At 63.6% G+C, this 15,046-nt stretch carries 10 protein-coding genes; 6 read left to right on the top strand and 4 right to left on the bottom strand.

From position 1 onward, the window contains the following. Nucleotides 1–33: 33 nt before the first annotated feature. A complete protein-coding gene (locus BI343_RS05205) occupies nucleotides 34–1,137 on the bottom strand; it encodes an anhydro-N-acetylmuramic acid kinase (protein ID WP_071108928.1) in 1,104 nt (367 codons plus the stop codon). After that, complete coding sequence (locus BI343_RS05200; protein ID WP_071108927.1) at nucleotides 1,137–2,474, bottom strand: peptidoglycan DD-metalloendopeptidase family protein; 1,338 nt, start codon at nucleotides 2,472–2,474, stop codon at nucleotides 1,137–1,139. The genes BI343_RS05205 and BI343_RS05200 overlap by 1 nt, the downstream gene beginning before the upstream one ends. A gap of 200 nt (nucleotides 2,475–2,674) precedes the next feature. On the opposite strand from BI343_RS05200, the gene BI343_RS05195 reads away from it, so the two are divergent. The 6 genes from BI343_RS05195 to BI343_RS05170 all read left to right on the top strand — a co-directional run bounded on the left by BI343_RS05195 (nucleotide 2,675) and on the right by BI343_RS05170 (nucleotide 11,096). Then, nucleotides 2,675–3,673 carry a hypothetical protein gene (locus BI343_RS05195; protein WP_071108926.1) on the top strand — a complete coding sequence of 333 codons (999 nt, stop codon included), beginning with the start codon at nucleotides 2,675–2,677 and terminating at the stop codon, nucleotides 3,671–3,673. A gap of 6 nt (nucleotides 3,674–3,679) precedes the next feature. Further along, complete coding sequence (recJ, locus tag BI343_RS05190; protein ID WP_071108925.1) at nucleotides 3,680–5,368, top strand: single-stranded-DNA-specific exonuclease RecJ; 1,689 nt, start codon at nucleotides 3,680–3,682, stop codon at nucleotides 5,366–5,368. Nucleotides 5,369–5,482: 114 nt separating this feature from the next. Next, nucleotides 5,483–7,033: a DNA recombination protein RmuC gene (locus BI343_RS05185; protein WP_071108924.1), complete on the top strand. Its 1,551-nt coding sequence runs from the start codon at nucleotides 5,483–5,485 to the stop codon at nucleotides 7,031–7,033. A gap of 70 nt (nucleotides 7,034–7,103) precedes the next feature. Next, on the top strand, nucleotides 7,104–8,210 hold the full coding sequence (ddlA, locus tag BI343_RS05180) for a D-alanine--D-alanine ligase (RefSeq protein ID WP_071108923.1): 1,107 nt from the start codon (nucleotides 7,104–7,106) through the stop codon (nucleotides 8,208–8,210). A 244-nt stretch (nucleotides 8,211–8,454) separates the two neighbouring features. Then, entirely contained in the window at nucleotides 8,455–9,465 is a 1,011-nt protein-coding gene (locus tag BI343_RS05175) for a BMP family lipoprotein (RefSeq protein WP_083340818.1), read from the top strand. A gap of 206 nt (nucleotides 9,466–9,671) precedes the next feature. Then, nucleotides 9,672–11,096 carry a cytochrome P450 gene (locus BI343_RS05170; RefSeq protein WP_339375038.1) on the top strand — a complete coding sequence of 475 codons (1,425 nt, stop codon included), beginning with the start codon at nucleotides 9,672–9,674 and terminating at the stop codon, nucleotides 11,094–11,096. A 137-nt stretch (nucleotides 11,097–11,233) separates the two neighbouring features. Here BI343_RS05170 and BI343_RS05165 read toward each other — a convergent pair whose 3' ends face one another. Both BI343_RS05165 and BI343_RS05160 read right to left on the bottom strand, forming a co-directional pair. Then, the gene (locus BI343_RS05165) at nucleotides 11,234–11,413 is read right to left on the bottom strand and encodes a hypothetical protein (RefSeq protein WP_071108921.1); all 180 of its coding nucleotides are present in this window, start codon (nucleotides 11,411–11,413) and stop codon (nucleotides 11,234–11,236) included. Nucleotides 11,414–11,956: 543 nt separating this feature from the next. Further along, complete coding sequence (locus BI343_RS05160; RefSeq protein ID WP_083340817.1) at nucleotides 11,957–15,046, bottom strand: ATP-binding protein; 3,090 nt, start codon at nucleotides 15,044–15,046, stop codon at nucleotides 11,957–11,959.

Here is a 15,046-nt window from a genome sequence, read left to right as displayed (position 1 = left end):
CTGCTGATTATAGCCTGATGTGCCGTTTTCAGCTCACCGCGGATGCAACACGCCAAGAATGCGCGGGCCTTGCGCGCCGGTCACCGCCGGCAGGTTGCCCGGCTGGCGGTGGACGAAGCGCCAGCCCAGCCAGGCGAAGGCGATGGCTTCGATCAATTGCGCCGGCATGCCCAGCGTCTCGATCGGCAAGACGCGCTGGCCATCCAGCAATCGCGCGATCTGCGCCAGCAGCGCGCTGTTGCGCGCGCCGCCGCCGCAGACGTAGACCGCCTGATTGCCGGGACAGTGCGCCAGGATGGCGTCGGCGATGCAGCGCGCGCTGAAGGCGAGCAGCGTAGCCTGCACGTCTTGCGCCGCCGGCATGGATTGCTGCGCCGCCAGCTTGGCTGCCAGCCAGGCGTCGTCGAACAGGTCCCGGCCGGTGCTCTTGGGCGGGGGCTGTTGCAGATACGGCTCGGCCAGCATCGCGGCCAGCAGGGGCACGTGAATATTGCCGCCAGCGGCCCAGCGGCCATCTTTGTCAAACGGCTGGCCGGTATGGCGCAGGCACCAGGCATCCATCAGCATATTGCCGGGGCCGCAGTCGAAGCCGATGGCGGGCTGGCCGCGGTGTAGCCGGGCGAGGTTGCTGATGCCGCCGATATTCAGGATCACCCGTTTTTCATCGGGCGACGCGAACACGCTTTGCTGGAAGGCCGGCACCAGCGGCGCGCCATGGCCGCCGGCTGCCACATCGCGGCTGCGGAAGTCCGCTATCACATCGATGCCGGAGAGTTCCGCCAGCCGCGACATATTGCCCAGCTGTATCGTGTAGCCGTCTTGCGGCGCGTGGCGTATGGTCTGGCCGTGGCAGGCAATGGCGCGGATGGCGTCGGCTTGCAGGCCGGATTTGGCCAGCAATTCGCCAACGGTCTGGGCGTAGATGTCGGCCAGGCTGTTGGCCAGCGTTTCGCTGCGGTGCAGTTCATCGTGGCCGCGCGGCTGCAGCGCCAGGACGTCGGCCTTGATCCGGGCCGGATAGGGCAGGGCGTGGTCGGCCAACAGCTCGGGGCGGCCGGCCTCGTCAAAGCGCACCAGCACGGCGTCCACCCCGTCCAGGCTGGTGCCGGACATCATTCCAATATAGAGGTCGTTCATCAATCGATCATGGCAACGTTGGCCGGGATGCTCTGCAGCAGATTCAGCTTGGCGCTCAGCGCGACGTGTTTGGCGCCGAACTGGGCTAGCTGGGTCTGGCTTAGCCCCGGCGTGGGCAGGGCGTTGGTGGCCGGATCCACCGGCTGATCATTGATTCTAACCTCAAAATGCAGATGCGCGCCGGTGGAGCGCCCCGTGCTGCCGACATAGCCGATGATGTCGCCGGCCTTGACCTTGGCCCCCGGCTTCATGCCCTTGCCGAAAGCGCTCATGTGGGCGTACAGCGTGGTCAGCCTGCCGTTGTGGCGTATCATCGCCACATTGCCGTAGCCGCTTTCGCGTTGCGCCTTCACCAGCTCGCCGTCGGCTGGCGCCACGATGGGGGTGCCGGCGCTGGCGGCGTAGTCGATGCCGGAGTGCATGCGCAGCGTGCGCAAGATGGGATGCTTGCGCAGGCCGAAGCCAGAGCTGATGCGGGCGCCGGCCACAGGCTGCCGGCTGAAGCCCTTTTTCACCGGCTTGCCGGCGGCGTCGTAGAAGGCGCCGCTTTCGCTGTCGTGGGCAAAGTAAAAGGCCTGGTACAGTTGCCCCGCGCGCTGGATGGAAACCGCCAGCAGGTTGCCGCTGGCGATGGGGGTGCCGGCATAGACCATGGTCTCGTATACCAGATTGATGCTGTCGCCCGCTTTCAGGCTGGATAGCTCGAACTGGTCGGAGAACACTTCGGCCAGTTGATTGCGGATGTCGGCCGGGACGCGGGCGGCGGCCAATTCGCTGGCCGCGTTGCGTTTAATGGTGAGGGAGCGCACGGTTTCCATGCTGTCGGCCGCCACCGGATCGGCGCTGGCCTGCCATTTGCCGTCGCGTTGCTCCAGCGCCACCAGGTTTTGCTCGCCGTTGTCGTCATCCTGCAGGAAGCGCAGGCCGAACAACTCACCGGCATCGTTGGTCTGCACCGACAGCGTCGCGCCGACCTTCAGCTTCAGCAGATTCTTGGCTTGCGCGTTGTCGCCATAGAGCAGGGCGCGCACCTCGTTGGCGCGTATGCCTACGCGGTTCAGCACGCGGGCGATGGTGTCGCCGCGTTTGACGGACTCGTCGCGCCAGTATCGGGTTTGGCTGTCCACAAAGCGGAACTCGGGCAGAGCCAGCCGCTCCACCACCTGTTGCTGTAGGATCGGCGGCGGCAGGGTTTCCTCAGCGCCGTTGGCCACAGCGAAGGCGGTGGCGGTGCCCAGAAGCGGCAGGCAGGCGGCCGCGCCCAGCCAGCTCAGGTGGTGGTTGATCAAGCGGTTGGCGCATTTTTGCGGGATGTGTAGCAGTTTGCGATAATCCATCACTTTTCCAGGCGGGCGGCTGCCCGCCTTGATGCAAGATATTGACGAGGTTGGGCGCCGCGGCGGCGAATGCCAAAGCGTGTTTGGCGAGCGGCCGGGGCGATAGTTCCAGCTAGAGGCGACAGTTTGCCTGATATCATGGTCCCCGCCTAATTCCTATCGGCCAAAATGGCCTTTGCTTTCAATCGTTTGGCAAGAAGATGAAACTGACTCTGTTATTGCCCGGCCTGTGTTGGCTGGATGCGCACGACGGCGCGGAAGTCAGCAAGGGGCTGAGCCTGCCTGCTCTGCAGCGGCTGCTGGGCCGGGGAACCCTGCAGCGCCGCGAGCAGGGCTTTTCGGCCAGCATCGCCGGCCTGTGGGGCGCGCCGCCGGCTGGCCTGGCCCGGCTGGCCGCGCGCCAGGCCGGCCTGGACGCGGGCGCGGGCGAGTGGCTGCTGGCCGATCCAGTGCATCTGCGCATAGACCGCGACCGCGCGCTGCTGGCGGACGTCGGCGTGATGCAGGTGGCGCGCGACGAGGCCGTCAAGCTGACCGACGCGCTGAACAGGCACTTCGGCGAGGATGGCCTGACTTTCCATCCGCTGCAGCCCGGGCGCTGGCTGCTGCATGCCGCCAAGCCGCTGGCCGCCGGCTTCACGCCCTTGTGGGACGTGGTGGGTGAGGACATCAACCATCATCTGCCGCAGGGCGAGGCCGGCCTGGCCTGGAGCCGCATGTTGAACGAGCTGCAGATGCTGCTGTACACCCAGCCAGTCAACGACGAGCGCGAAATGCGCGGCGAACTCGCCATCAACAGCGTGTGGCTGTGGGGCGAGGGTAAGCCGGCCGCGTGGCGCGCGCCGGCGCCGCGGCTGCTGGCCGACGACGAGGCTTTGCACTGGTTGGCCGCTGAGACCGGCATGCAGGCGGACGGCGCGCCGTTCGCCTTCGATGGCATGGAAGGCGGGGCGGACAGCCTGCTGGTGCTGGACGCCTTGCAGGCGGCGGCGCAATACCGCGACGCCTGGGGCTGGCGCGAGGCGCTGGAGCGCCTGGAGCGCGACTGGTTTGCCCCGCTGTTGCAGGCTTCGCGTCGCGGGAAGCTGGCGCAACTGACGATTATCGCCACCGGTCCGGCCGGTTTTGAGCTGAACATCGCGCCGGCGGATCTGTGGAAATTCTGGAAACGCGCGCGGCCGCTGGCGGCGCTGTATTGAGAGACCATGTCGCAAATCGTTACCCGAGAAGTCCCCGCCGAGCTGCAGCAGAAATTGCTGGGGCAAGGCCTGACGCCGCTGCAGGCGCGGCTGTACGCCGCCCGCGGCATCGCCGACAGCACGGAACTGAATTATGGCCTGAAAGGCTTGCTGCCTTATCAAACGCTGAAAAACGCCGAGACGATGGCGCGCCGCCTGGCCGACGCTATCGCCGCCGGCCAAAGGCTGCTGGTGGTGGCCGACTATGACGCCGACGGCGCCACCGCTTGCGCGGTGGCGGTGAAGGGGCTGTCCGCCCTGGGCGCGACCATAAGCTACATCGTCCCCAACCGCTTCGAGTACGGCTACGGCCTGACGCCGGAAATCGTCGAACTGGCCGCGCAGAAGCGGCCGGACATCATCGTCACCGTGGACAACGGCATAGCCAGCGTGGCCGGCGTCGAGGCGGCCAAGGCGCGCGGCATCGAAGTGCTGGTGACCGACCACCACTTGCCGGGCGATACTCTGCCGGACGCGCTGATCGTCAATCCCAATCAACCCGGCTGCGCGTTTCCGTCCAAGAATCTGGCCGGCGTCGGCGTGATGTTCTACGTGCTGATGGCGCTGCGCGCCGAAATGCGCGCGCGCGGGTCGTTTGCCGCCAAACCGGAACCCAATCTGGGCGAGTTGCTGGACCTGGTGGCGCTGGGGACGGTGGCCGACGTGGTGCGTCTGGACCGCAACAACCGCACGCTGGTGGAAAACGGTCTCAAGCGCATGCGCGCCGGCCGGATGGCGCCCGGCATCGCCGCCTTGTTCCGCGTGGCCGGCCGCGCCCACTTCAAGGCCAATACCTTCGATCTGGGCTTCACCCTGGGGCCGCGGCTCAACGCGGCCGGCCGGCTGGACGATATGAGCCTGGGCATCGCTTGTCTGTTGTCCAGCAATGAAGAGCAGGCGATGAGGCTTGCGCAGGAACTGGACAAGTTGAACCGCGAGCGGCGCGGCATCGAGGCCGGCATGCAGGACGAGGCGCTGGCCGCGCTGTCCGGCGTCGATGCCGGCAATCGCTACACGCTCAGCCTGTACCGCGATGACTGGCACCAGGGCGTGGTGGGAATTGTGGCTTCCCGCTTGAAGGAGCGCTTCCATCGGCCATCCATCGTTTTCGCGCCCGGCGACGAAGGCGAGATCAAGGGCTCCGGCCGCTCGATCCCCGGCTTCCACCTGCGCGACGCGCTGGATCTGGTGTATAAGCGCAATCCGGGGCTGATCCTGAAGTTTGGCGGCCATGCGATGGCGGCCGGCCTGAGCCTGGATGAAAGCCGCTTCGGCGAATTCCAGCAGGCTTTCGAGGCGGTGGCGCGCGAATTGATGGACGAGAAGCAGCTGACCCGCACCATTGAAACCGACGGCAGTCTGCCGGCGCGCGAACTGAGCCTGAATCTGGCGGAGACCTTGGCGGCCGAGGTATGGGGCCAGGGCTTCCCCGTGCCGTACTTTCACGACCAGTTCATAGTGGTCAACCAGAAGCTGGTGGGCGACAAGCACCTGAAGCTGCGGCTGGCGCGTGAAGGCTGCGAGTTCGACGCCATGCTGTTCAATCACGCCGACTGGCTGCCAGAGCGCATCCAAGCGGTATATCAGCTGATCGCCAACGAATGGCAGGGGCGCAAGGAGCTGCAGGTCTATCTGCAGCATTGGGCGGCGGCGTGACGTAGGGCGGAAGCCCGGCAAAGCCAGGCGTTCCGCCATGTTTATGGCAAGCGATACATGGTGGATCGCCCTTTGGGCATCCGCCCTACGCCTGGCATCGATGGGGAAAATTGAATGGAAATGTTGATTATCGGCCTGCTGGTCGGTTTGATGGGTGGCGGCGCGGCCTGGTTCGCCGCGCGCGGCCGGGCGGCCAGGGAACTGGCGCACATCAGTCAGCAGGCGGCTCAGTTGGACGCGCAATGCCAGGGGCTGCGCATGCAACTGGATGAGGCGAGGGCGCGCGAGCAGGAGGCGGTCCGCGCTCAGCAGGCGCAGAGCCAGCAATTGGCCGACAGCCAGACCCAGCTTGGCGCGTACATTGCCCGCGCCCAACGCGTGCCGGAACTGGAGAAGCAACTGCAAGATCGCGAGCAGGCGCTGGCTTCGGCTCAGCGCGAGTTGCGCGAGCTGGCGTCGCAACTCGCGGCGCGCGAGGAGCAGGGCCGGGTGCTGGAGGCTTTGGAGGCGCGCAGTCTGCAGCAGGGGCAGGACATCGTGCGCCTGACCGCGCGCGAGCAGGAGCTGGCCACCACGCTGCAGCAGGAGCGTCAGCAGAATCAGGAGAAGCTGGCTTTGCTGATGGAGGCGCGCCAGACCCTGTCCGACCAGTTCAAAGCCCTGGCCGGCGATATTCTGGAAGAAAAATCCAAGCGCTTCACCGAGCAGAATCAGCAAAACCTGGGCGCGTTGCTGACGCCGCTGCACGAGCGCATCCAGAACTTCGGCAAGCTGGTGCAGGACACCTATGACAAGGACAGCAAGGAGCGGCTGACGCTGGAAGCCGAGCTGAAACGCTTGCATGAGCTGAATACGCGCCTGGGCGACGACGCGGTGGCGTTGACCAACGCGCTGACCGGCGCCAGCAGCAAGGCTCAGGGCACCTGGGGTGAAATGGTGCTGGAGAAGGTGCTGGAGACCTCTGGCCTGACCAAGGACCGCGAGTATCGGGTGCAGGTGTCCGACACGCTGGAAACCGAGGACGGCAGCAAGCGTTACCAGCCGGACGTGGTGATAGACCTGCCGGAAGGCAAGCAGCTGGTGGTGGATTCCAAGGTGTCGCTGAACGCTTATGTCCGCTACACCGCCGCCGACAGCGACGCCGCGCGCGAGGCGGAGCTGAAAGGCCATATCGCCGCCATCCGCGCCCATATCCGTGCCTTGTCGGAAAAGCGCTACCAGGACCTGTACAAGCTGAACACGCTGGATTTCGTGTTCATGTTCATCCCGGTGGAGCCGGCCTATCTGCTGGCGGTGCAGCACGACATGAGCCTGTTCAACGAGGCCTTCGAGCGCCGCATCATGATCGTCGGCCCCAGCACGCTGCTGGCCACGCTGCGCACGGTCGCCAGCATCTGGCGCTATGAATACCAGAACCAGAACGCGCAGGAGATCGCGCGCCAGGGCGGGGCTATGTACGACAAATTCGTAGGCTTCGTCGGCAATATGGAAAAGCTGGGCAAGCAGCTGGATGCCGGTCGCGACACCTTTGCCGACGCGATGAAACAGCTGTCCAGCGGCCGCGGCAACTTGATGACCAGCGCGGAAAAGCTGCGCAAGCTGGGCATACGCAACAACAAGCAGCTGACTGCCCCGCTGCAGCTGGAAGAAGATGGCGACGACTAGCCGTTTGCCCATGTCATTTTGGGCGCAGTCCGCTTAAGATGAGCGTTTTGGAGCACACAGGCGATAGCGCATGGGCAAGATACGGGTGGGTTTGATTTTCGGCGGGCAGTCGTCCGAGCATGAGGTGTCGCTGCAGTCGGCCAGAAACATTCTGGATGCGCTGGATAAAGACAAGTTTGAAGCATCGCTGATCGGCATCGACAAACATGGGCAATGGCATGTCAGCCAGCCGGCCAATTTCCTGCTGAATGCTGACGACCCGGCGCGGATCGCGCTGCGCCAGTCCGGTGATGGCGTGGCCCTGGTGCCGGGGCAGAGCGAGCAGCAACTGGTGGCCGCCGCCGACGCGCATCCGCTGGCGCAGATCGACGTGGCGTTTCCCATTGTTCACGGCACCTTGGGCGAAGACGGTTCGCTGCAAGGCTTGTTGACCATGGCCAATATCCCCTTCGTCGGCGCGGATGTGCTCGGTTCAGCCATCTGCATGGACAAGGACGTGGCCAAGCGGCTGCTGCGGGACGCCGGCCTCAAGGTGGCGCCGTTCGTCACGCTGACGCGCGCCAAGGCTGGTCAGGCGGACTTTGCCGCCATCGTCGCTCAATTGGGGCTGCCGCTGTTCGTCAAGCCTGCCAATCAGGGCTCGTCCGTCGGCGTGAGCAAGGCGCGCGACGAGGGCGAGTTCTATGCGGCGCTGGCGCATGCGCTGCGTTTTGATCACAAAGTGCTGGTGGAGCAGGCCGTAGTCGGTCGAGAGATCGAATGCGCGGTGCTGGGTAACGCGCATCCGCAAGCCAGCGGCTGCGGCGAAATCGTACTGAGCGATGAGTTCTATGCCTACGATACCAAGTATCTGAACGAGGATGGCGCGAGGGTGGCGGTGCCGGCAGATATCCCGGATCAAGCCAGCCAACGCATCCGCCGCATCGCCATTGAGGCTTTCCAGGCGCTGGAATGCAGCGGCATGGCTCGTGTCGACGTGTTTTTGACGCCGGATGGCGAGGTGGTGATCAATGAGTTGAACACTTTGCCCGGCTTCACCAATATCAGCATGTACCCGAAGCTGTGGCAGGCCGCCGGCTTGTCTTACCGCGACCTCATCAGCGCCTTGATCGAGCTGGCCTTGGAAAAAGCCCGGCAGGTCGCGGCATTATGCCGCAGCGCGGCGCTGCCGGATTGAGCGCTTGTTTTTAGATTTTCAGACAATCTTATCTATATTTGTTTACACGAGGGGTGGCGCTGGGTAGAATCTCGCCGCTTCAATTGGCGAGTTGTATGCGCCGCCCGCGGGCGGCGCTTTGCATATGCCATCTGTCCCGTTCGCCGCGCTCCGGGGAGTTTGCGACGCGACGCGCGCCTCGTTGAAGCGCCGGTTCGACCTGGTTGGCCGGCAGCCCATCTCAAAACTACTACTAGAAAAGTTGATGAAAATGACATTTGCGATCAAGACCGCAGCTTGCGCCGTAGCCGCTGCTCTGGTGGCCGGCCCGGCGCTGGCCAAGGACTTCTCCGTCGCCGTGGTCTACGACCAGGCCGGCAAGTTCGACAAGAGCTTCAACGAAGCCGCCTACACCGGCGCGGAACGCTTCAAGAAAGAGTTCAAGATTGATTACCGCGAAGGTCAGCCCACCAACGACGCGCAGAAGGATCAAGTGCTGCGCAATATGGCGCGAAAAGGCGCCGATCTGGTAGTGGCGGTCGGCTTTGCTTACACCCAGTCCATCGAGACTGTGGCCAAGGAATTCCCCAACACCAAGTTCACCCTGGTGGATGCCGTGGCCAAGGGGCCGAATGTGCAGAGCATCGCCTTCAAGGAGCAGGAAGGCTCCTTCCTGGTGGGCATGGCCGCCGCGCTGAAGTCCAAAACCGGCAAGGTGGGCTACCTGGGCGGCATGGATGTGCCGCTGATCCGCGCGTTTGGCTGCGGCTACGCGCAGGGCGCCCGCTATGTGAATCCCAAGGCCGTCGTGCTGCAGAACATGCTGGGCACCACCCACACCGCCTTCAACGATCCGTCCCGCGGCAACGAACTGGCCAAGAGCCAGTTTGATCGCGGCGCCGACGTGATTTTCGCTGCCGCCGCGCTGTCCAATGTGGGCGTGATCCAGGCCGCGAAGGGCGCCGGCAAGTTCTACATCGGCGTGGACAGCAACCAGAACTACATGCAGCCGGGCACGGTGCTGACCTCCATGGTCAAGCGCGTGGACAACGCTGTGTATGAAACCATGCGCGACGCCAAGAACGGCACCTGGAAGCCCAGCGTCAAGCTGATGGGCCTGAAGGAAAACGGTGTGGATTGGGCCTTGGACAAGTACAACCGCGCGCTGATCACGCCGGAAATGGAAAAGAAGATCGTTGCCGCGCGCCAGGACATCGTCGCCGGCAAGATCAAGGTGGTGGACTACCGCGCCAACAACAGCTGCCCGGTCAACTGATCAGTAGCCGCGTCAGACAATTAACCCCGTGAGGGGGCCGTGCCGTTCACTTAAGCAAGTGAGCGGCATTTTTTTGACGTCTCGCGGATCATGTTTCGCGCGGCGCCCGCGCGCCAAATACAGCCACTTTATTTGATATCCATTTTATTGGCGAATTGGGTGGTTGTTTGTGGTTTTCACTGCGCACGATTTGCAATGGGAGTGATATGATTTTGCCCATGAAACCGTCATCTCATTCTTCCTGCCCCTTTCATGCCGGCGGTCAGCCGCCTGTCTCCACTCAGCATCCGATTGGCCGCTGGCCGCCCGGGCCTAGGTCTGGCTTGACCGGCTGGGGGCTGCTTGGGCAGATGTCGCGCGATTTGATGGGTACCCTGGCGGCTTGGCAGCGCGAGTTTGGCGACTTGGTGCATGTCCGGACCTGGCCTGAGCATCAAATCATCGTTGCTGATCCCCAGTTGGCGCGGGAGTTGCTGGTCAATCAGGCCGATGCGCTGCAGCGCTGGGAGCGCGCCTTGAGCGTGTACGGGCGGGTGCACGGCCATAGCGTGCTGATTGCGGAAGGCCAGGCCTGGCGCGATAAGCGGCAGGCTCTGCAACCCGATTTCACGCGCAAATCCGTCCAGGCTTTTGCGCCGTCTATCGTCGAGGCGGCGCGCCTCGCTTTCGCCAAGTGGCCGGCGGGCGACAAGGCCTGGCCCATCGAGAGCGAACTGACTTCGCTGACGATGGAGGTGATTCTCCGCATGATGTTTTCCAGCGGCGTGGGCGATGAGGCCCAGCAGGCGGAGGAGGCGGTGCATACCTTGATGGTGGCCTCCACCGCCGAATTATGGCGGCCGGCCAGCTTGCCGGATTGGATGCCGTGGCAGCATAAGAGACGCCGCGCGCGCCTGCTGCTGAATGGATTGATCGAACGGCACTTGCAGGCTCGGCTGGCAATGCCGCAGGACGCCTGGCCGGATGATTTGCTGGGCCGGCTGCTGCGCCTGCATCGACAGCACCCGCAAGACTGGCCTTTGCAAGCGGTGCGGGACGAGTGCAAGACGGCTTTTCTGGCTGGGCATGAAACCGTTGCCGCCTCCTTGGTCTGGTGGTCATGGAGCATGGCTGCCCACCCGGAGATTCAGGAGCGGGCTCGCGCCGAGGCGCAGGCGGCTTGGCCTGTGGCTGAAGACGACGCGGTGGAGATGTCCGCGCTGCAATACGTCAGCCAGACGCTGCTGGAGTCCATGCGCTTGCATCCGGCGGTGCCGCTGCTGATGAGCCGGCGCGCAGTCAAGCCGGTAACGCTGGGAGCGTGGACTTTCCCGGCCGGGACCGTTTTTATGGTGCCCATGCAATTGATGCAGCATGACGCGCGCTGGTTTCCGGAGCCGCTGGCCTATCGTCCGGAGCGATTCGATCCGGACGCGGCCAAGCCGCCCTTGGGGTCTTACCTGCCCTTTGGCGGCGGGCCGCGCGTGTGTCTAGGCCAGCACCTGGCTTTGGCGGAGATGACGCTGGTGGCGGCGCAGCTATTGCGTCGCTACCGACTGTCCATACCCGATGGCGCTTTGCCGCCCAAGCCGGTGTTTCATGTGTCGCAACGGCCTGATCAGCCATTGAGGCTGCATATCGAGCGGATCTGAGAATTGCATGCCTGCTCGGCAACGGGTGGGCATTCGCTTTGCTGCTTGCGTAGGGGCAATGGCTGCCGATGGCATGTTAGGCAATATGCGCAGCCGCGCGTTTCTGTATTGCCCTGCTAGCTTGAAAATGATTTTTCTTATATCGCCGTAATGAATGAATCGCCTTGATAGCTTGCTGTGGCGATGCCATAGGCGGAGCGGAAAGTCACCAGAAAGCGGCGGCCGATTTGCTTGATGGACAGCACTTCAAACAATATGGTGGCGTTGTCCAGATGTTGGGTGATTTTGTCGCCCTGTTTTAGTTCTTGGATTTTCATTTCATATTTCCTGCGGGCCATATTGATGGCCCTTGATGATGATCCTCGCAAAAAGCATGGTGAGAAATGCCATGGCTATGGCTTATGGAATCGGAATCCATATGGGATCGAGTAATGGTTTCTTGCTGCTTCAATCTATCTTTGGATAATCGCTGTATTGCCGCGACGGCATCTTGTTTTCAAGATGGCAGACGAGAGCGAAATTGGGTTGCAGCAAGTGCTGAGCCAGCTGCTGCATGAAAGACAAGACATGGTGGTGAGACTATTCAAAATCTCAGCGCCATTATTGTTTTGACAGAATTTCAAACGAAATTCACAGGCAGGAACAAGGCGGGTACTTGGTCCGATGATCAACTCCTAAGAGGATGTCAGCGGACGGGGCTATGCAGCTTGTCTTTGCGAGACGTTGCACGCAGCTTATTGATTATCAAGGAAAAAATATCACTTGTCAATATGGCTCCGTCGGGGCGGCGGCTCGCCATAGCTTCATGCTGATTTGTCACGCCCCTTCAACGGCCTTCTGCGTTGCGCCGGCGCTACCTCTCAGCAAACGTCAGCTGCCGTCAGCGGCAGACATAACACGATGAAGCGCCCGGCCGCGCCATGGCCGGAAATGCCTCGGCAATCCATGTGATTGAAGCGGCCGCGCGCTGCGCCGTCCACGACTTCCGGAGTGCCCATGTCCACATGGCGGGACAGGTGGGTCAGATACGGCGTGATCTTGCCGACTATGGTATTGGCGATTTCCGCGCCCACGCTGTCGGCGAGCCCGGCGATTTCCTCGTCAGCGCAGTCAGGCTCAAAGCGTCGCGCCATTTCCAGCAGCAGCGGGCGGTCAACCGAAATGCCCATGGCGATGTCGACGCCGCTGCGCAAGGGCACCATGGCGGTGAATTCTAGGAGGTCCGCGGCGGCCAGTCGACGGCTATCGCCATCCAGCGCCACGGCCATGTCCAAATGGCCGCGGCAAAAGTCTGCGGTAAGCTGCGCAAGCGTTGGCAACAGCTCGCCGCCGGCGCCAGCCGACCGCGGAGGGGGCTGCGGCCGCAGCGCGGCTTCATAGGGCAGGATGAAGCTCATGCGGGTGCCTTGGCCTATGGAGGATTCAATGCGCAGTTCGCCGCCCAGGCGCAGCAGCGCCTGATACGCGGCGGACAGGCCCACGCCACGGCCGGATACGGCGTTGGCGGCGGAGACGGTGGACAATCCATCCGCAAGCACCAGCCTCAGCGCTTCCTGATCGTTCATATTGCAGGCGTCTGCGCTGCTGATCAGGCCCTTGTCGATGGCGGCGGCGCGCACCGCAGCCGGATCGATGCCTTGCCCATCATCCGAGATGGCGATCGTCAGCGTCTCGGCCGATGCCGAGATATGGCAGCGTATGGCGGCAAGTTCGCTCTTATCGGCCAGCAGGCGGGTATCGGCGTCTTCTATGCCGTGGTCAACCGCATTGCGGAACACATGGATCAGCGTTTTGCAGAATGCGCCGTAGCGCAGCGGGTCCACCAAGGGGTCGTCGCCCTCGCACGCCAGCGGGGCCAATGGCTTGCCTTGCCGCAGGGCAAGCTCCTCTGCCGCCTTGAAATGCGGCGCGATCATCCGGCTGATAGGCGCGAAGCGCAATTGCCGGACCAGCGTGGCCAGGCGGGAGTCTGGCCCGCAGGTCTGGCGGACTTCGGCTTGCAGATCGTCCAGAACCGGAGCGGGCACCTGGATCAGACGCTCTGAATCCAGATAGTCGGGGCCGAGTTTTTCACGCAACACTGCCAAGTCCGCCTCAAGCGCCGCGCCCAGATCGGTCTGCCCCAGGACGAGCTTGATGTCGTTGACGTCCGTTTCCCGCTCCCGCAAGGGACCCAAGCGGGACTCCAGCTCATGCAGGGCGCGCGGCAGCGTGGGCAGGCAGGCTTGGGCGAACAGGCCTTTGAAGGTATGGACGCGGCGAAACAGCTCGGCGAGCAAGGCCTTGGCATCGGGCTGGAAATTGAGCAGATTGGGCAGCGCGCAGCGTCGGAAGTCATCGAAGTCGCGCAGCATTTCCAGCAGGTCATCGCGATTTTCCAGCGCGTTGACGATGAAGGCCAGCCGCAATTGCTCGCTGGCCAAACGCGCTTGCAGTTTTTTCTGGGCGCTGACGTCAGTGAGGATCAGCATCATCTGATCGCCGCTCAGCAAACGGTATTCCGCTCGGAAAACTTGCTCGCCCAGCTGATATTCGGCAGGCAATAGATTGAGATAGGCGTCGCGGCGCAGATCGTTGTCAACGCTGTCCAGGGCCAGGCGCAAGGTCTTGGCGACGAATTCCCGCTGCCCGGCGTCGTCCGGCGCCAGCAGCTCGGGCAGCGGCAAGCCCTGGATTTCACGGCCGAAGATGCGGGTGCATTCGCGGCTGTAGCCTGGGTGGACGGTTAAATCTGCGCCGAAGGACAAGAAGCCCTGCCCGGAGTTGTCCAGCAATCGGGCGACTTCTTCGCTCTTTTGCAACAAATCGCGCGTGCGTTGCCGCACGCGAGACTCCAACGCCTCGACCTGGCCGGCCAGCGCTTGGCGGCTGGATTCCAGACTCTGCGCCAACTGGCCGATCTCGTCCTCGCTGGCGCAGGCAATCGGATCGGTCAGATTGCCTTGCTTCAGCGCCAGCGCGGCGCGGGCCAGATCGAGTATCGGTTTGGTTAGCCGCTCCGAGTAGAGTATGGCGCCCAGCGTGCCGATGGCCAGAGCAAGCAGGCCAAACAGGCCTGAGTACAGAATCAGTTGGGCGACGGGCTCCCGAATGTCATCGCGGGAGGCGACGCCGATCAGGGTCAGCGGCCCGGTTTGCAGCGGGTGGCGGCGGATGACCAGCGAGCGGAACTGCTCTGGCAAATCGGCGGCGCGCCGCAGCTGTGACGTGACGGCATGGAAATCGGCAAGCGATTCCGCATTGCCAGCGATGCGGGTGGGGACCGCGACGCCGCCATCCGGCAGCGAGGCGGAGATGGCGACGAAGCCATGGCCGCCGATATGCATTCTTTCGAACAGGGCGCGCTGCACTTGGTCCAGGTCCAGCACCAGGGCGATGAATGCCCCCTGCGAGGCAGAGCCCTCCTTGAGCAGCGGGCGCTTGAGCACCAGGGCGTAGCGGTCCGATCCGCCATCCAGCCGCTTCAGGTTCAGGACGGAGACTCCGCCATCCGGCAGGCCGCGCAGCCAGCTCGCTACGGAGGGGGCGCCGGGGGTGTACTGGAGGGTCCCGCTGTCGTCATAAACCAGCTGATTGTTTCGCAGCAGCAGGATGTGCGCGATCCAAGGCTCATGCGCCCGCGCGTTCGCAAAATAGTTGCGCAGGCTGGGCGCGAACACCGCCGCCAGGGCGGGATCGTTGAACATGGCTTCGGATAGCGGATTGGCGGCCCACAGGGTCAGATTCGATTCGCGCACGGCGAGGAAGTTGGACATCAAGGCGGCGCTTTGCTCCAAGCCTTGGGCCAGTTGGCGTTCCGACGCTTGGCGCAGCATGCTGGCCGCTGCCATGGCAAAGACCAGCGTCAGCGCCGAGACGACGCCTACCACGATGAGGCAGGTCATCGCGATCAGTCGGGCGCGGATGGAATGGCGTAGCCGGGCGCGTAGCGCATGGGTCGGGAAGGGCAT

This window comes from Chromobacterium amazonense (genome assembly GCF_001855565.1).
Classification (GTDB): Bacteria; Pseudomonadota; Gammaproteobacteria; order Burkholderiales; family Chromobacteriaceae; genus Chromobacterium; species Chromobacterium amazonense.
This window is presented reverse-complemented; position numbering and strand designations above follow the sequence as displayed.